Genomic DNA, 16,145 nt, shown 5'->3' with positions numbered 1-16,145 from the left:
AGGGGCTCCTCAGGCGGCCTTGCGCGCCGAGACCCGTTGGAGCGGAAACCGCTCGAGCAGACGTCCCAGCACCTCGGCACCGACAGCCCCTGTCGGTACGTAGAGGCGAAGTTTCCACGAGACGATCTCGGAGATCAACCCCATCGCCTTCAGGCGCTCGACGCCGAGGTCGCTGAAGCCGGTGAGTTCGATCCGCCAGTCGCTCATGGCGCGGACGCGCTTGAGCGATTGCCCGTCGGTCAGATGCAACACGCTGTCGCCCGCAAGCAGCATCGCGAATGCTTCTTCGCCTGACAATTGCACCGGTCCATTGTCGTTAGCGATGCTCGCGGCCCAGGCGGGCGACACGCGGCGACCGATAATGCGTTCGCCTTCGTCGGTCTGGAGTCGATAGACGCGGGTCGACTCGTCGGGGAGCTGCCGCCAGATCGGCAGCAGCAATCCCGACACCATATAGAGGGTCGAGCTTTCATATTCAGGCAAGCCGGCAAGCTCGGCGGTCCAGGCCGCACTGAATGCAGTGCGATCGGCGGGCTGCCACTCGCTTACCGCCATCGCCTTCGCCCGGACCACGGCATCGGTCAGCGGCCAGGCCAGGCGAATGCGCGGATGCACTTCGCCCTCCTCGTCGGTCACGCTCCGCGCCCGGCGCTGGATCGCCGCGCGGCCGGTCTTCGTGTTGACCAGCATCTTCGCGCCGCGATCGTCGACTTGGCGCAAGGCGTCGTCGAGCGACAGGGGCACAAGCCGATCCTTGCGCTCGATCGTCAGCAACGCGGTCTGCGCGCCGGTGCCGGGATGGGTATAGATCGGCGTGCGGCCGGTGACGCGGAAGCTCGCCGCCTGGAGCGTTTCGAGGCCGAGTTCGAAATTGCCGCTGGCGATCGCGCCCTCGATTCGGGCGCGGAGCAGGCCTTCGAAGACCTCGAACAGTAGATCCTGCATCGCGATGGTGAGCGCCAGCATCCGATTGAGGAAGGTGGTGATGCCGGGCAGCTCGTCGCGCAGGCCTCCGTCGCTATCGAGCAGCGACAGGCCCGTCGCCGCCTCGAAATCGGTGAGCGAGCAGCCGTCGACCTTGCCGCGTGCGAGCAGGCGATAGAGCTGGATCAACGCATCGTGGGCGTAATGGGATTCGAGATTGTCCTCGGGTCGGAACATATTCTGGCTGCCGGCTTGGCGCTGACCGCGGGTAATCGCGCCCAGCGAGTCGAGGCGGCGCGCGATGGTCGAGATGAAGCGTTTCTGCCCTTTCACATTGGTCGTGACCGGCCGGTAGCGCGGCGGCTGCTTCTGGTTGGTGCGGTGATCGCGGCCGAAGCCCTGAATCGCGGCATCGGCCTTGAACCCGAATTCGAGGCCATAGTGGATGCGCAGCCGCTGGTTCCGGCAGGCGAGATCGGCATGATAGCTGCGCCCCGTCCCGCCGGCCTCGGAAAAGATCAGAATCGGCTTCAAATCGTCCATGAACGCCTGGGTCTCGGCGAGGCTCGCGGACACCGGCCGGTTCTCGACCGCGAAGCGCACCGAGCCATCATCATTGCGCTTGGGCACGATACGCCGCGACCGCCCGGTGACCTCGGCCACCTTGTCCGTCCCGAAATGCTGGATGATCTGGTCGAGCGCGCCCGGCACCGGCGGCAGAGCGGCGAGCCGCTCGATCATCGCCTCACGGCGGCGCACCGCTTCGCGATTGACGACAGGATTGCCGTCATCGTCGCGGACCGGACGCGATGAGAGATTGCCTTCGCTGTCGGTGAACGGCTCGTGGAGCTGCACCGGAAAGCTGTGCTCAAGATAATCGAGAACATATTCTTTGCAGTCGCAGTTTATGTCGAGCGTGGCGGCGGGAGGCGCAGGTTTTCTTCGGTTTTCCATGATTTCACTCCAGATAATTGCCTGAAAAGGTTGAATGCTGGGGCCGTTAGGATTGTCGGCACCGCTGGAATGGTGCAGGTTGTAGAGAATCCCGGAGGCAGTCGTTCGTCGCTTTCAATCGAGGTCCCGATGCAAGGCTGTCCGCCATGGAGATCTGCCATGCCGAGCAAACTGCCCAAGCGCTCCATTACCGTTTTTCTCGCAGGGATTTTTCTGGGCTTGCCCGGCGTCGCGGGCGCAGTGACATTGACGTCATTGAAGGGCATGGATCTCGAAGGAAGCTATGGCTCGTATGCGCCGCGTGGCGATTGCTCTCGAGGGGCGAGCCTTGAGATCAACGAAACCGGTTTTACTTTCAAAGCGTCTGGTCAGACTGTAAAAAGCACCCGGTTTGAGTACGCGGCTTCGTTTCTTGGCCCGACCTATGAAGGCATTAGCGCGGTCTTTTTTCCTTTTCCTGTCAATGCCAACGATTTCGGACGCGTGATCTTGACGGTCAATGACGACGAAAAGCGAGGCGTAGTCCGCCTTGAAGCAGACGTCGCGCCTGGACAGCGCCTGGATCCGTTCAAGTCAGCGCTCGTGTCGCAATCCCCACTGCTCTTATGCAAGGGGTCTGGGCCAGCATCTGCTGCTTCAAAAGCACCGCTGCAAGCAAGGCCAGTTTTGGGAAAACCGACGCCGCTAGCCTGGACCAATCTTGCCAGTTCCATAGGGAAATTCCAAAGTGATTCCGATCCCAACGGAATAGATCTTTTGACAAGTGGTCCGATAGCTGACGCGATACGTTCGCGTTTGGGCCGCAAAATGGACCTGCTGGCCAGCAATCTTTCGGCGATATCCGGTCTCCAACGACAAGGGTCTCTCTATTGGGTTACGGGAAATGCGCCGCATCAAGGCGGTGTAGAGCAAGCCTATGTTCTGCTTGATGCAAATCGCCGTGCCGTTCAAATTGGCCTTTGGGAGAAGGGAAAGTTGACGGTCTATGCGCCTCAAGGAGGCCGCTTGCCCGTGCCCCAGGACATTGCTCGCCTGCTTATGGACAGCCCACCTGAGGACGCAGTGCCGCTGCCTGGGACTGCTTGGGAGGTCGTGCCGGTCCAAGGTCGCGCCCCAATGGCCTATGTCGATGTAGCTGCTTCGCCAAACATCAAGTCGTTTAGCCTGTTTTGTGAAGGCAACCGCCCCATGATGGCCATGCTCCTTAACAAGCCCGCGACGGTGCAGCGCGTTACGGTTACATGGAATTTTGCTGGTCGATTAATTGACATTCCGACCGGCCGCGCGAACGCTCAGAGCACGTTTTGGCAGGCCAACCTCACTGGTTCCCAACTCATTCCGATGCTTCTCCGTCAAAACGGTTCGGTTATGCTACGCATCAACGGCCGCCTCGAAGGCGAAGCTTTGTTGGCGGGAGCGCCACTGGCGCTTCGGACTGCGATGCGGACCTGTGTCAAATTTTGACATGACCTCCTGCACGTATTTCCTGAAGCATTGATAGTAGATCGTCGCTTTGCGGCTTGAAGCGCCCGGGCCTGATGGCAGGGGCGCCGTGCGCCGCGAGAATTTGCAGCTTTTCCTCGGGATCGGCGCGCAAATAGGTCTCGGTGCTCTGGATGCTGGCGTGCCCGAGCCATAATGCGACCTTGCGAATGTCCCCGGTCGCCGCGAGCGTGTGCATTGCGCAGGAATGGCGCAGCACGTGCGGTGTTACGCGCTTTCCAAGGATCGACGGCTGCTTCTCTGCCGCGGCCTTGACGTGCTCCGCCAAACGGAACGCAAATCCGTCGCGGGTCATGGGTTGCCCGCTGGCATTGAGGAATATCTCGGCAGCTTGCGCATCGGGGCGGATCGCAAGCCACGCGCGCAATGCGAACTGAGTCTCCTTCCAGAGCGGGAGGACCCGTTCACGCCGACCCTTGCCCATGATGTGCACGGTGGACAGGGAGCGGTCCGGGAAATCGCGCAGTTGTAGCGTTACGAGTTCCGACACCCTCAGCCCGCCAGCATAGGCCAGATGCAGCATTGCACGATCGCGGGTGCCAAGGCGTGTCCGGGGATCTGGGGCGTCGAGCAAAGCCTTGATCTCTGCCCGGTCGAGGTAGTCGATCAGCGCCTTGTCGGTCTTCTTGGTAGGGATCGATCTGACGCGAAGGGCCTGATCTAGGCAGGCCGGAATACGATACTCGATGTAGCGGAAGAAGGACCGGATCGCGGCGAGCCTGCCATTGCGAGTCCGAACACAGCTGCCGCGACCGTTCTCGACATGGTCAAGGAAGGCCATTATCATGTCGGTGCCGAGATCCTCGATCTCGAGATCGGTCGGCCGACGCTTCAGCCGATCGGCAGCGAACTGGACCAGGAGGACGAAGCAGTTGGCGTAGGTCTTCACCGTGTGCGGACTAACAGCACGTTCGCGTGGCAGATGTTCACGCAGGTAGGTCGAGAGATGCGGAGCGAGAGCCGTCATGCCGCTTCTCCTCGGTAAAGTTGCTCGCTGGCGGCAGCGATATCGCGCAGCAGCACCGGAGTGGCCTCGAGATACCAATAAGTGTTGGCGACCGACGCGTGCCCCAGATAGACGCTGAGTCCGGCCATGTGGTGTGCGATGGCTTCCCTTTCCGGCGGGCATGACTCCAGCGAGCGGACAGCGAAGGTGTGCCGCAGATCGTGGAGCCGCATGCCCGCTGTTCCAGTAGGTCCGCGATATCCGAGCAGTCGGGCCAGCCTGACGAACACGATGTGCGCGCGCACTTTATGGGGGGCTCTTCCGCGGATGGTCACGAACAGGTCATTGCCCGTGGCGCCGAGCCTTGCCCGGGTGGCGAGATATGCTTCGAGCGCCTGACGGGTCGATGGCTGCAAGGCAATCAGCCGCTGCTTGCCGAACTTGCCGTTGCGGACGATCAAGCCATCCTCGACCAGATCGTTGCATTGTAATGCGAGGGCCTCAGAAATCCGGAGACCTGTCGCCGCCAGCAAGCCGAACAAATAATGGTACGTGTATGGGCTGATCGTGTCTTGGGACGCAACGTCCAACGCCGCGGTCATGATCGCCCGGACCTGTTCCGGTTCGATGATGGTCGGTGTCGGGCGTGGCCGCTTGCCCCGACCGAAGACACCGGCAGGCGGCACCTCGTAAACTGGATCATCGGCTTGGATAAAGCGGCTGAAGTTGCGAACGGTATCAAACCTCCGGCGGGCCACATTCTGCGAACTCGCCGTGTGGCACCAGTCGTAGATCCGCTGGACTTGGATGTGCCGGTCGCCGAATCCTCCGGCGTAGGCGGCGTACAGGCGCAGCATGCGTTCCTGTTCAGAGAACTTCAGCCCGAGGCTGCGATGCAGCGCCACGTATCTGGAAATGTGGATGTTCAGCATGACTGTTCTCCCGGCCAGGGCTGCGCGATCTTCATGAGCATCGGCAGATCGACCTTGGCGTAGATGGCAGTGGTCTCGGGCGAGCTGTGACGCAGGATGGTCCCGACGGACTCCAGGCCTGCGCCCGCGCGCAGCAGGTTGGTGGCAAGCGAATGCCGGAATATGTGCGACCCGGTCGGCACTCCTTCGATCCCACCGCGGTCGCGCGTACGAGCGACGATGCCCGCGATCTCAGCGGACGAGCGGAATGGCCGAAACGGTGCTTGTGCACGCAGGAACAGATGCTCTTCGGCGGCCTTCGGGCGGGCTGCCGCAAGATATGCCAGGATCGCGTCGCCAACATCCTGCGGCAATGGCAGGCGGTCCGGGCGACGCGTCTTGCCCTTGACCGTCAGGTGGCCGGATCGCCAGTCGATGTCGTCGAGACGCATGTTCTGAATATCGGCAGCCCGCAGGCCGAGCCTGGCGAGCAGGAGAATGATGGCCTTGTCCCGGACTTCCACCGGACGATCTGTCGGACAGGCCGCAATGATCCTCTCGATCGTTGCCGGGTCGACGTGGCGCGGCAGCGTCGAAAGGCGGTAGCGCTGTACTGATGGAACTGCATGCAACAATGCCGGCCGGCACTCGCCACGCACGACCAGAAACCGGATGTAGCTCCTCATTATCGTGACGAGCAGCGATGCCGACCCCGGCGTCTCCTTGCTTCGTCGTTGGAATGCGCTCCTGAGTCCGGCGGCATCCCATTGCGAAGGCTCGCCCAGCATTGGCATGAGCCGTCTGATATCGGTCCGGTAGCGCCGGATCGTCTCGTCCGTGGCGCCGCGGTGTTGCTTGAGCCATGCCAAGTAAGCCGACATGTGCGGGTCATCGTCCGCCACCGGTTCAACCGATGGGATGGCGCCCCGGCCTCGCAGGAACTCGACGAAGTGCCGTGCGCATCGCCGCCGCCGCTTGGTGCCCGTTGCGACCAGCTTGCCCCGCTTGCGCCAGACCGGGCATCGGCAATCATGCGCTGCATAGTGGTCGATGATCGTGTCATCGATATCGATCCATTGGCGCCGCGCCATGCGAAGCCAGGCCACGAAATGCTCGGCCTCGGACCGATAGGCCTGTGCCGGTCCCTCGGCAAGTTGCAGGCGATCGATCGCATCGGAATAGTCGGCGAGGTGCCGTGGCAGATCGTCGATCCCGTCGTCGACTTCGACGTAGCCTTGATCTTCCAGGAAGCGGACGAAGCGTCTGACTCGCGCTGCAATGTCCGCCTTATATACTGGCTGCTGCGCCGAATACCGGTGACACCGGCACCGATGCTTCTCGAACCGCCGGACAGCCCGATCGTCAATCGTGCGGATGGCGATCCTATGCAGGCCCAGCCAATGCAGGAAATGGCGGACCGCCGCGCCATACAGAACCGCACAGCCTGACTTCTCGTCGAGCGACAGAGAGGAGAGGAATGTGGTGAGAAGGGTGCCGTGACTGGGCGGGTCTTCGACCCGGAGCGGGGCCGCTCGAAACGGCAATGATGATCTTGATCGCATGTTGGTTCCTTCGACTTGTTGAGGTCGAAGGAACTGTAATTATCTGGAGTGAATTCATGGAAAACCGAAGGAAACCTGCGCCTCCCGCCGCCACGCTCGACATAAACTGCGACTGCAAAGAATATGTTTAATGTTGAGCTCAACATTACAGGAACTCAGGGGGCGTTATATCCACGGACACGTCATCCCATTCGTCGGTCGGGATGTCGGCGAGGCGGCGCGCCTGCAGCGCCTCGCCGGTCGAGACGATCTGGATCACCGCGGCGTCGCCGGCCGCGAGATCCTGTCCGATGCTTGCGATGACGCTTGGCGTCTGCATGGCCGTGATGAGGTGATTGAAGAAGCGCTGCTTCGCCTGTTCGAAGGCCGAGCGCGCCGCGGCCTTGGCCTGACGGTTGAGTGTTCCGTGGCTCGCGCTGGTGATGCCGGCGGCCGCCATCGCGGCGTCGAGATTGTTATGGATGACCTGAAAGGCGCCGGCATAGCTGTCGTAGATGCGGACCTGCTCCGGCGTCAGCGCGTGTTCGAGCACCTCATATTCGACGCCATCGAACGACAGCGACCGCGCGGCATAGAGACCGAGGGCCTTTAGGTCGCGCGCCAGCACCTCCATCGCCGCGACCCCGCCATTCTCGATCGCGGTGACGAACGCTGCTCGGGTTTCGAACGGGAAGTCCTCGCCGCCCCAGAGGCCCAGACGCTGGGCATAAGCGAGGTTCTGGACGGTGGTGGCCCCGGTCGCGGAGACGTAGACGATCCGCGCATCGGGCAAGGCGTGCTGGAGGCGAAGCCCGGCACGGCCCTGCTGCGAGGGCGCGACGTCACCGCGTTCGCTTTTGCCGCCGGCGGCATTGGCCATGGCGTGCGCCTCGTCGAACACGATCACGCCGTCAAAGTCTCGCCCGAGCCAGTCGACGATCTGTTCGACGCGGGATTTCTTGCCGCCGCGTTCCTGCGATCGCAGCGTGGCGTAGGTCGTGAACAGCACGCCCTCGTCGAGCCGGATATCGGTGCCCTGCCGGAACCGCGACAGCGGGGTCACCAGCAATCGTTCCTGTCCGAGCGCCGACCAATCGCGCTGAGCATCCTCGAGAAGCTTGTCGGATTTGCTGATCCAGACGGCGCGTCGACGTCCTTTCAGCCAATTGTCGAGCATGATGCCGGCGACCTGTCGACCCTTTCCAGCACCCGTACCATCCCCCAGAAACCACCCCCGCCGGAAGCGAATAGCGTCTTCAGCATCCTCGGCCGCGGCGGAGACGATTTCCCAGGTCGGATCGACCTTCCATGCGCCGGACAGATGGCCCGAATGGGCTTCACCGGCATAGATAACAGATTCGATCTGGGCGTCGGACAAGATGCCGAGCGTGATGAGCTGCGGCGGCAGATGCGGCCGGTAGGACGGTTTGGGCGATGCGACCGACGCCATCGCGGCGGATTGCACCAAAGGCGTCGGGTGCGGATTGGCGCCGGCAAGGACGATCGACTGGAGCGCATAGGGTTCGTAGATGCTGTCGCCCAGCCGTTCGGCGGGCGGCGTCCAATCCATCGTCTCATAGGCCAGTTCGACCGCCTCCGGTTCGGGCGCTGGCGGTGTCGGCGCGGGTGCGATCGTCCGGGCATTCGCGCGCATCGCCGACGCCGACGCGGTAACCGGCAAGACTGCGGCCGGCGCTGGCGTGGTCGGGCAACGTGGCGGCACTTGGCTCAGCACCCATTCGAGCAGGGTTGACGTGTCGGGCGCCTTACCCGCGCTGAGCGGGAACTGACCGGGATCGTCGGCCGGGATCTTGTCGATCACGGTCAGGCGTGTCGCGATGGTCGTGCCATGCTTGGCATAGACGCTGCCGTCGATCGCCGCGGTGAACAGGATGCGGCCTTGCTCCTGAAGGCGGGTGAACGCCCCGCGCCATTCCGGCGCTGATGGTGCGCAGTTGGAGCCAGTGATCGCGACCAGGCGGCCGCGGGACTCAAGCCGGGCGAGCGCCGAGGCGATATGCCGAAGCGCCGCATCCTTCATGGCATGATCGACATGAGCGACCGCCGAGAAGGGCGGGTTTATCAGCACGACAGTCGGGCGGATCGTCTGCGGAAGCCGGTCGTCGATCGAGGCTGCATCATGACAGGACAAGGGGACGGCCGGGAACAGGTGGCCGAGCAGTTCGGCGCGGACCTCCGCCAGCTCATTGAGCGCGAGATCCGCCCCGATGAGTTCTGCATGGATCGCCAGCATCCCCGTGCCGGCGGAGGGTTCAAGCACATGATCAGCGGGACGGATGGCGGCAGCGATCGACGAGACGAAGGCGAGTCCCGGCGGCGTCGAGAATTGCTGAAGCGCCTGACCCGCTTCCGATCGCCTCGTATGTGTCGGCAAGAGCGCGGCGATGCGTTCAATCAGCGCTAGGGAACTGGCCGGCGACCGCGCCAGGATCGTGCGCCCATATTTGCGCAAGAACAGGATCACCGCCGCCTCGCAGGCGTCATAGCCGGTCTTCCAGTCCCAGGCGCCTTCGGCATCCGAGCCCTCAAAGGCTTGGCTCATGGCGGCGCGCAGTTCATGGGCGTCTATCCGGCGGCCTGCTTCGAGCGTGGGGACAAGCCGCGTGGCGGCTGCCAACAGGGCGCCCGCGCGATCGGCAAAACTGGACGCGACTGGAGCAGGCGCGGCGCGAAGCGCCGCGTCGGACTGGATATGGGTCATGAGGAAACGTCTCCGGGAGAGCAGGGGCAGCCGGCCCGCCGGACGCTCTCTCTGGCCCGGCCGGGCTCACGCCTTCCGGCCAAGCCTTTCCCTCTCACCCGGGATCGATATCCGGATCAGCATCGACGCCCCGAGCCTTTCGTCAGGCATGGCCAGGACTCCGGTCGTCGAGCATGAAAAAGCCCGTCCCGACGTGCGGAACGGGCTGAGGTCAGGCGGCAAGCGGGAGATGCCGTTCGAGATCGATCACGAAACCGTGTCGACCGATGATGTATTCGTCATTCGCGACGAGAAATTGCCGTCGCTCGTCACGGTCGCGACGGCCACCGAGGGCCGCAACCGTTTCAACAAAGCCTGGATGGCGATCGGACCTGGTAGCCGCGATCACCACCCAGTCGTCAGCGTGCTCTCGCTCGAAACGCTGCCGATCACGGGTGAAGGATTCCTCCGCAGTCAGGCTGCGACCATGGACGGCTTCCCAGGCGTCAGGCTCCCAGTCGCGCAATGTGCGATCGGCCTGTGCCTTCTCCTGATCAGTGAAGAGGGCGGGATAGCCGATGGCGACCCGCGCCCAGTCGCCGTCTTCCTCATACCATCCGCCCTTGATCCGGAGCGCGGGATGCAGAGCGGCGTTGCGCACGCGGTCGAGCTTGAACCCGCCGTGCGAAGCCGTCGAGTGAAGGACGACGCCATCGGCATAGATCGTCGCGCCCTGCGACATGCCCCAAGGCGTCGAGATTCGTATCCGCGTTTCCCGGCGACCCAACGCGGCGCGCTGGATGAGATGGACCGCGACCGCCTCGACATAGGCGCGGAAGGCGGCCTCGTCGGCGACCACGCCTTCGCTGCCGAAGACATCGGCTTTGGTCCATTCGTCGATCGGTCTCGACAGGCGCCATCCCGATGCGAGACGGATCCCGTCTCCCGCCGGTATGGCGATATAGCCCATATCGCCGACCCGGGCCGCGAGCAGGCCATCGGCGGTCCTGCCATAACCGGCCAGAATCGCGCTCATGCCGCCCTCCCGTCGCCGGATATACGGGAGGGTGTGAAATCGGGACCATAGTTACGCGATCGCTTGAAGTCCGGATCATCGGCCTCATCCACGAGGTACTCGGTGACTTCCTCGGCATAATCGGCACCGATCACCGCCGTATGGACAGGGCTCAACCGCACGGCATGCCCGTGACCGAATACCACCGCATCGGCCGCCTGCATCGCCGCGCGATGATTTTCGGCATCGACCGCGACCTTGATCCGGATGGTCGTATAGACATGCACGAAATGGCGCCGGACCGTCATGCCGCCCTCCCCAGATAGGAGGGCGGCATGACCGGATCGGGATCGTCGACGATCTCGAACCGGGCGTCGGTGTAGCGGTTGCGAGCGAGCCAATCCTGGGCCGAAGCTATATCGGGCGCGAGGAAACGCAGTTCGTCGCGCGCGACAGAGCTTGTCAGCACGCGCACCATGCCGGGCTTTGGCATCTCGACGATCTCGAAATGAAGCGTGCTCTCGACCGAATAATGTCTGCGCACGACGACGGCGATGATGCCCTGGCTACCATAATTGCCTAGGCGTAGGCAGAAGCCAGCCGGCGATTGCCGGGTCGAGCGAACCTCCTGGGCGGTGCGTTCCACGAGGCGGCCGATGCCATTGTCGTGGTTCCACGCTTTGAGCTTGCGGGTGAAGCGCTGGGGCGGACGCGGCTCGCCATTGGAATAGCGGATCAGGCTGCCAAGCGGCGCGGTATCGTAGATCAACTGTGCGGACATATTCATGTCTCCTTGAAAACGCGAAAGCCCGGCGCGATGGCCGGGCATCAGCGGGGTTGAAGAGGAAGAAGGATCAGGCGCTGCGTTGCCCGGCGATCGCGATGGCGGCGCGGGCAGCGATTGCGGCTATGGCTTCGTGTTGCACGGCTAGGTCCGTCGCTTCGACGGCTTTGAGACACGCCATGCGGATATCCTCGCCGGTGACGGCCGAGGGATCGGCGCCAGCGGGGGAACCGACCTCCGCCATGGTGATGATCTCCTGGCGGACATCGGCTTCATCGAGGCGGAGCAGCACATGGCTGCCATGGCCGGGCGCGCAGCCCAGTTCGCCATATTCGCACCTGTCGAGCAGTCGGTATTCCATTTCGCTGGTCGAACTGGAGAGAATGTGGTCAGCGGTCACGACGGTCACCCCGCCGCCGAACCCATCGGGCCGCATCTTTGAGCAGGTCCAGCCGGATGTGATGGTGACGTGGTCGAGCTGGTCGCACCGCCTGACGATCGCCTGAAAGATCGTAGCATCGCCAAGATCGGACAGGTCGATTTCGATTTCGACCTCCTCGGGGCCGGCGGCATCGAGTTTGTCGCGTGCCATCCCGGCGATGCTCCCCGGAGCGATGATTTCCATCCGCGAGCATCGCCCGAAGCTCGGTGATATCGAGCCAGACAATGCCGGACGGCCCTTCGCTGGCGAAGAAGTAGATCGATGCGTCGCCCAACTCATGCTCGTATATGCCGGTTAACAAGGCGAGTTCGAGTGGGGTGATGGCATCGACCGGGATATCCGGCTGAACGACGGTCTGCGAATAATAGTCAGCCATGTGATGTCTCCAAAAAACGCAAAACCCGGCGTGGCGGCCGGGTATTCGTGAGAGTGAATCTGGAAGTCGGAGAGGTCGGCGCTATCAGGGCGGGGCAGGGTCTCCTCCCGCTTCGTCGAGCACCGAAACGCGCGGCGTCCAAGTGCCGAGGAGCGCGTCGCCCTCGAGAAAGCCCTCACCCATCAGTCGTGAACGGATCGCGAGTTCGGTATCTTGCACTGCCAGGTCGAACAGTTCGCGGTCGTCGACCGGCGAGCCGTCCCAGTCTTCGAGGTCGAATTCGAGAATGGCCTGAACCTTCATACGGCCTCCATTTCACTGTGCGTCGGGATCGCGAACGGATCGACGTCGCGGTGGATCGGCTGGGCGCGCCCCATCCATGGCTCGGGGCGGATGCAGCGGACCCAGTCGGCAAAGCTCGGAATGAAGCCGAGATCTTCGCGGACATGCTGCTCGCCGACGAACCGGACTGGCACGACCCGTCCCGTTGATATGGTGATCGTCGTCCCAAAGAAGCGTTCGAGCATGAAGATGCCCTCAGCATGATGGCGCAGCGCCCGATGCCGAAAGTCCGCGATGATCAGCTTCGACGGCTCGTCGAACCATTGATGCAGCGGGAGATAATCCTCCGGCGCACCGCCCCATTTGCGCACCGATGAAAGGGCATGGTGATAGCAATGTCCCATCATCGCCTCCTCACCAGCTATGCTGATGGAATTCGGACGACATGAACCGCTCATTATAGTCGAGCGTGATCGTCCCGGCGGTCACATCGAAGGTGAACTCGCCATAGGCGCCATCCGAATTCTCCCAGCCCTCATGCTTGTCGCGGAGAAGGTCATAGGCGAGCGTCTCCAGCGCTTCGTGGGTGCTGAGCTTGCGCGGTGTCGACTGTTTCGCGCCATACGGGAAATCGAGAATCTCGACCTTGCCTTTTGGGAGGTCGACCTGGGTCTCTCCTTCATAGGGCTGGATGTCCTCGATCTGGCCGCTGTCGCCCTCGCCGTCGAATGTAACGACAACGCGCGTAATCGAGGTCGAGGCGAGGTGGGCAAACAGTCGCTGCTTATTGTCGGGGACCAGCTTCGCGGCAGCTGTTTCCCAAGCTTCGTAATTGCGCATCACCTCGGCCATATCGAGAGGCGAACGGTCTGTGTCCGTCATTGTGGATCTCCGGAAACAGGAAAGCCCGGCGCGACGGCCGGGCTTTCGAGGAATTGAGGATTAGTGAAGTGCGGCCGCGCATCATTCGTGCAGGCCGCCCGAGGCGATGTCGGCGATCCAGTCGGCCGCCTCATCGAATGCGCCGTCATCGTCCGCGACGAGGCGCGCGAGCGCCACGGCTCCGTCGCGGCCAAGTTCGCCCACACGCTGCAAGGCAGCGAGCAATGCCGGCGCGGGTTGCTCGGGGCCAGCGGTTGAAAGGTCGGTGAAGTTCATGATCGATTTCCTGAAATGGAGGGAGTGAAAGCGAGGCGGCCGAGGGCCGCCCCGCCCGCAGGTCATTCGGCGGCGACCGCGAAATCGCCGTCCTCGTCGGTGCCGATGTCCTCGTCGTCATCGAGGAAGGCCGGGAGCGATTGCGCTTCTTCGCCGGGCTCGCTCCCATCGGCCGCCAGATCATCCGGCAGGAGCGGCGTGCGCATCGGTTCGGGCAGCCAGTCCGAATCCTCCAGCAGGCGCTCGGCCTCGCGGGCCATATCCGCCTTTTTGAGATGGTCGATCATCTCGGCGAACTTCGACCCCTTCGCCTCTGCGACGTCGGCGATGATCCGCGGCTTGGTGACGCTGGTGAAATAGCCGGGGACCGTCGCCCGCCAGCCCGCGCCGATCAGGTCGAGGCCGACCGCGCGCGCGAGGACGTGGCTGTGCGCGATCCGCCGTTCGACGCTGTGCTTCGAGATGCGGCCATTGTCATATTTGGGCACCACCTCCTGCTGGGCGTTGATCGCAACCGACGCACAATGGGCGAACAGCGCAGCCTGCTCCGCGCCATCGAACTGAAGCAGCGCGTCCCACACATCCTTGTCGGAATCGGGCAGGCGATCGGCCCAACGCATGTGACGTTCGGCGAGCGCCTTGGCCGGCGCGCTGTCGCGAAGACTCGCGGGGGCAAGCCCGAACGACACCTTGCGCAGCGATACTTCGAGACAGGATTCCCGGCTCGCATGATAGAAACAGTCGAGCACAAAGGCGTGGAGGACCGTCGCAAAGGCCGTGGACGGATTTTGCGCGAACGCATCCTGGAGCGCGAGCGTGCGCCACGCGGTGAGTTCGGCGACGAGCCGGTCGGGCAGCGGCTTCACCACCTCGCCATCCTCATCATCATCGTCACCCGATGCGGTGCCGATCGGCACGACATTGGAGCCGGTGGAGCCTTCGACGTCTTCGTCTTCCCCGCCCGTGCCGACATTGTCGCCATCGGGGGCTTCCGCCGCGCCGACCGATTCGACCTCCGCTTCGGGTTCATCCTCGGGGCGGACATAGCCGCGCTCAATGCACAGCGAGCCGTCGCGTTCGATCGACACGAAGACCCCCGCGCGCACCATTTCCTCGGAATCGAAGGTCTTCGGACGATCGACAATCGCCCCGATCTCTTCGTCGAGTGCGGTCAGCCGGGCATGGACCTCATCGGGGACGTCGGCTGCATCCATCCATTCGCTTTCGAGGGCGTCGGCTTCGGCCTGGAGCTTTTCCACGGTCTCGGCTTCTTCCGGCGTCATCGGCGTCTCGACACCATCGAGTTCACGCATGCCGCTGGTGACGCCCCAGGGCATGTCGACGGCGGTCGCTACCCATTTCCAGCCTTCCGCGCCGATCCTTTCGCCCTCGGCCTGGAGCTTTTCAGCGACGAGCCGGTCGAGCAAGGCAGGATCGGTGAGCCAGCCGCCATCGTCGGGCTGGAACAGGTCGCGCATCGCCTCGGTGCCGCCGGCGGCGACATAGGCATCGGTGCCGATGAAGCGGACCCGCTTGTCGGCGACGCGCACCGCATCCTCGGTCAGCCGGTCGCGGATGAACTGCGCCGATTTGTTGTAGCTATGGGAAAGCAGTTCCCACACCTGTTCCTGGCGGGCGTGGTCCTCCGAAACCGAAAAGGCCATGAGTTGTTCGAGCGTCATGCCGTCCTCGGCATAGATTTCGCGCAGCGCGGCGAAACCTTGGCCAGCCGGAGGCGCTGGTTCACGACCGCCGGGGTGACGAGGAAATGCGCAGCGATCGATTCCACGCCTTCGCCCTTGTCGACCATCGCCTGCATGCCCGTGAACTGGTCGAGGGGATGCAGCGGTTCGCGGAACGTGTTTTCCGCATAGCTGTCCTCTTCGGCCAGGACATCGTCATTGGCGGCTTTGACCACGCAAGGGATCGGCGCGTTCTTCGCGAGGCGCTTCTGCTTGACGAGCAATTCAAGCGCGCGAAATCGCCGCCCGCCGGCCGGCACCTCGAACTGGCCGGTCTCCGCCCCCTCGCTGTCGAGAATGGGCCGGACATTGAGGCTCTGGAGGAGGGTACGGCGGACGATATCCTCCGCCAGCTCGCCGATCGAGACGCCGGCCTTCACCCGGCGCACGTTGGACTGGGAGAGCGACAGCCGGTCGAATGGAATGTCCCGCGAGCCCGCGAGGACGATCTTCTGGGGCGCTTTGGCCATGGGTTTTCTCCGTGACAGGCCGCCGCGAGACTCTCTCCCGGCTTCAAGCCCGTCACGAAAATCCGGCCCGCCTTTCCCTCTGGCGGGGCCGCCCTTTGGGCGGCGGCGCCCGCACGCTGGCGACATTCGTCGCAGGATCGTGGTGCAGGGCATCAACGGACTTGCCACGATGTTCTATTTTTGTTCCAATCCTCGCATGGAACGAATCGAACGAGACGAGCTATCCGCCATCCTGCTGTCGGCGCCAGGCTGGGCGCGCGTCGGCCTGACGATGCCGGATGCGCATATGCGCGAGCGCGCCGCCGACACGCTCGCGGCGACGATCATCGAGAAATTGCAGGGTGTGCCTGCGCCTGATGTCAATCAGCTCCGATTGCCGCTTTAGCGAGATTCAGG

Annotated in this window: 15 protein-coding genes and 2 pseudogenes; 3 read left to right on the top strand and 14 right to left on the bottom strand. The window is 63.3% G+C overall.

Going from position 1 to position 16,145, the window contains the following annotated elements:
* Positions 1 to 9: 9 nt before the first annotated feature.
* A pseudogene (locus tag RLDS_RS50720) lies at positions 10 to 1,881 on the bottom strand (strawberry notch C-terminal domain-containing protein); the annotation flags it as partial.
* A gap of 156 nt (positions 1,882 to 2,037) precedes the next feature.
* Between RLDS_RS50720 and RLDS_RS0128940 the strand changes: the two are divergent.
* Complete coding sequence (locus RLDS_RS0128940) at positions 2,038 to 3,342, top strand: hypothetical protein (RefSeq protein ID WP_236616922.1); 1,305 nt, start codon at positions 2,038 to 2,040, stop codon at positions 3,340 to 3,342.
* Here RLDS_RS0128940 and RLDS_RS50715 read toward each other — a convergent pair.
* From RLDS_RS50715 to RLDS_RS50705, 3 genes are read right to left on the bottom strand one after another with little or no spacing between them, the layout of a single operon-like run.
* Complete coding sequence (locus RLDS_RS50715) at positions 3,332 to 4,348, bottom strand: tyrosine-type recombinase/integrase (RefSeq protein ID WP_021228116.1); 1,017 nt, start codon at positions 4,346 to 4,348, stop codon at positions 3,332 to 3,334. The two genes, RLDS_RS0128940 and RLDS_RS50715, sit on opposite strands and share 11 nt — an antisense overlap.
* Positions 4,345 to 5,259: a tyrosine-type recombinase/integrase gene (locus tag RLDS_RS50710; protein WP_021228115.1), complete on the bottom strand. Its 915-nt coding sequence runs from the start codon at positions 5,257 to 5,259 to the stop codon at positions 4,345 to 4,347. Before RLDS_RS50710 ends, RLDS_RS50715 begins: the two co-directional genes overlap by 4 nt.
* Positions 5,253 to 6,329, bottom strand: coding sequence for a tyrosine-type recombinase/integrase (locus RLDS_RS50705; RefSeq protein WP_456242889.1), 1,077 nt, complete (start codon positions 6,327 to 6,329; stop codon positions 5,253 to 5,255). The genes RLDS_RS50710 and RLDS_RS50705 overlap by 7 nt, the downstream gene beginning before the upstream one ends.
* A gap of 18 nt (positions 6,330 to 6,347) precedes the next feature.
* On the opposite strand from RLDS_RS50705, the gene RLDS_RS57480 reads away from it, so the two are divergent.
* Positions 6,348 to 6,686, top strand: coding sequence for a hypothetical protein (locus RLDS_RS57480; RefSeq protein ID WP_456242888.1), 339 nt, complete (start codon positions 6,348 to 6,350; stop codon positions 6,684 to 6,686).
* A 259-nt stretch (positions 6,687 to 6,945) separates the two neighbouring features.
* On the opposite strand, the gene RLDS_RS50700 is transcribed toward RLDS_RS57480, so the two are convergent.
* The 10 genes and pseudogenes from RLDS_RS50700 to RLDS_RS50655 all read right to left on the bottom strand — a co-directional run bounded on the left by RLDS_RS50700 (position 6,946) and on the right by RLDS_RS50655 (position 15,749).
* Positions 6,946 to 9,501: a strawberry notch-like NTP hydrolase domain-containing protein gene (locus RLDS_RS50700; RefSeq protein WP_021228113.1), complete on the bottom strand. Its 2,556-nt coding sequence runs from the start codon at positions 9,499 to 9,501 to the stop codon at positions 6,946 to 6,948.
* A 211-nt stretch (positions 9,502 to 9,712) separates the two neighbouring features.
* On the bottom strand, positions 9,713 to 10,516 hold the full coding sequence (locus tag RLDS_RS50695; protein WP_021228112.1) for a DUF7007 domain-containing protein: 804 nt from the start codon (positions 10,514 to 10,516) through the stop codon (positions 9,713 to 9,715).
* Positions 10,513 to 10,803: a hypothetical protein gene (locus tag RLDS_RS50690; protein WP_021228111.1), complete on the bottom strand. Its 291-nt coding sequence runs from the start codon at positions 10,801 to 10,803 to the stop codon at positions 10,513 to 10,515. The genes RLDS_RS50695 and RLDS_RS50690 overlap by 4 nt, the downstream gene beginning before the upstream one ends.
* The gene (locus RLDS_RS50685; protein ID WP_031298964.1) at positions 10,800 to 11,276 is read right to left on the bottom strand and encodes a hypothetical protein; all 477 of its coding nucleotides are present in this window, start codon (positions 11,274 to 11,276) and stop codon (positions 10,800 to 10,802) included. The genes RLDS_RS50690 and RLDS_RS50685 overlap by 4 nt, the downstream gene beginning before the upstream one ends.
* A 73-nt stretch (positions 11,277 to 11,349) precedes the next feature.
* The gene (locus RLDS_RS50680; RefSeq protein ID WP_152528133.1) at positions 11,350 to 11,871 is read right to left on the bottom strand and encodes a hypothetical protein; all 522 of its coding nucleotides are present in this window, start codon (positions 11,869 to 11,871) and stop codon (positions 11,350 to 11,352) included.
* Positions 11,872 to 12,181: 310 nt separating this feature from the next.
* Positions 12,182 to 12,400, bottom strand: coding sequence for a hypothetical protein (locus tag RLDS_RS50675; RefSeq protein ID WP_021228108.1), 219 nt, complete (start codon positions 12,398 to 12,400; stop codon positions 12,182 to 12,184).
* Positions 12,397 to 12,783 (bottom strand): DUF6915 family protein, encoded by a 387-nt coding sequence (locus tag RLDS_RS50670; protein WP_021228107.1) that lies wholly within the window; start codon positions 12,781 to 12,783, stop codon positions 12,397 to 12,399. Before RLDS_RS50670 ends, RLDS_RS50675 begins: the two co-directional genes overlap by 4 nt.
* 10 nt (positions 12,784 to 12,793) lie before the next feature.
* A complete protein-coding gene (locus RLDS_RS50665; protein ID WP_021228106.1) occupies positions 12,794 to 13,261 on the bottom strand; it encodes a DUF6878 family protein in 468 nt (155 codons plus the stop codon).
* An 81-nt stretch (positions 13,262 to 13,342) separates the two neighbouring features.
* Complete coding sequence (locus RLDS_RS50660; protein WP_021228105.1) at positions 13,343 to 13,537, bottom strand: hypothetical protein; 195 nt, start codon at positions 13,535 to 13,537, stop codon at positions 13,343 to 13,345.
* A 62-nt stretch (positions 13,538 to 13,599) separates the two neighbouring features.
* Positions 13,600 to 15,749 (bottom strand): annotated as a pseudogene (locus RLDS_RS50655) (ParB/RepB/Spo0J family partition protein).
* 142 nt (positions 15,750 to 15,891) lie between these two features.
* Between RLDS_RS50655 and RLDS_RS50650 the strand changes: the two are divergent.
* A complete protein-coding gene (locus RLDS_RS50650; RefSeq protein ID WP_236616921.1) occupies positions 15,892 to 16,134 on the top strand; it encodes a DUF6771 family protein in 243 nt (80 codons plus the stop codon).
* The last annotated feature ends 11 nt before the right edge of the window (positions 16,135 to 16,145 follow it).

Origin of the sequence: Sphingobium lactosutens DS20, from assembly GCF_000445105.1 — a bacterium.
GTDB lineage: Bacteria > Pseudomonadota > Alphaproteobacteria > Sphingomonadales > Sphingomonadaceae > Sphingobium > Sphingobium lactosutens.
Note: the sequence above shows the minus strand (reverse complement) of the source record. Positions and strands in the feature narration are given on the sequence as shown.

Bases quoted from the DNA above. Each gene is read 5' to 3' on its own strand.
- RLDS_RS0128940 (WP_236616922.1), top strand. From the start codon at position 2,038: ATGCCGAGCAAACTGCCCAAGCGCTCCATTACCGTTTTTCTCGCAGGG.
- RLDS_RS50715 (WP_021228116.1), bottom strand. From the start codon at position 4,348: ATGACGGCTCTCGCTCCGCATCTCTCGACCTACCTGCGTGAACATCTG.
- RLDS_RS50710 (WP_021228115.1), bottom strand. From the start codon at position 5,259: ATGCTGAACATCCACATTTCCAGATACGTGGCGCTGCATCGCAGCCTC.
- RLDS_RS50705 (WP_456242889.1), bottom strand. From the start codon at position 6,329: ATGGCGCGGCGCCAATGGATCGATATCGATGACACGATCATCGACCAC.
- RLDS_RS57480 (WP_456242888.1), top strand. From the start codon at position 6,348: ATGCTCGGCCTCGGACCGATAGGCCTGTGCCGGTCCCTCGGCAAGTTG.
- RLDS_RS50700 (WP_021228113.1), bottom strand. From the start codon at position 9,501: ATGACCCATATCCAGTCCGACGCGGCGCTTCGCGCCGCGCCTGCTCCA.
- RLDS_RS50695 (WP_021228112.1), bottom strand. From the start codon at position 10,516: ATGAGCGCGATTCTGGCCGGTTATGGCAGGACCGCCGATGGCCTGCTC.
- RLDS_RS50690 (WP_021228111.1), bottom strand. From the start codon at position 10,803: ATGACGGTCCGGCGCCATTTCGTGCATGTCTATACGACCATCCGGATC.
- RLDS_RS50685 (WP_031298964.1), bottom strand. From the start codon at position 11,276: ATGTCCGCACAGTTGATCTACGATACCGCGCCGCTTGGCAGCCTGATC.
- RLDS_RS50680 (WP_152528133.1), bottom strand. From the start codon at position 11,871: ATGGCACGCGACAAACTCGATGCCGCCGGCCCCGAGGAGGTCGAAATC.
- RLDS_RS50675 (WP_021228108.1), bottom strand. From the start codon at position 12,400: ATGAAGGTTCAGGCCATTCTCGAATTCGACCTCGAAGACTGGGACGGC.
- RLDS_RS50670 (WP_021228107.1), bottom strand. From the start codon at position 12,783: ATGGGACATTGCTATCACCATGCCCTTTCATCGGTGCGCAAATGGGGC.
- RLDS_RS50665 (WP_021228106.1), bottom strand. From the start codon at position 13,261: ATGACGGACACAGACCGTTCGCCTCTCGATATGGCCGAGGTGATGCGC.
- RLDS_RS50660 (WP_021228105.1), bottom strand. From the start codon at position 13,537: ATGAACTTCACCGACCTTTCAACCGCTGGCCCCGAGCAACCCGCGCCG.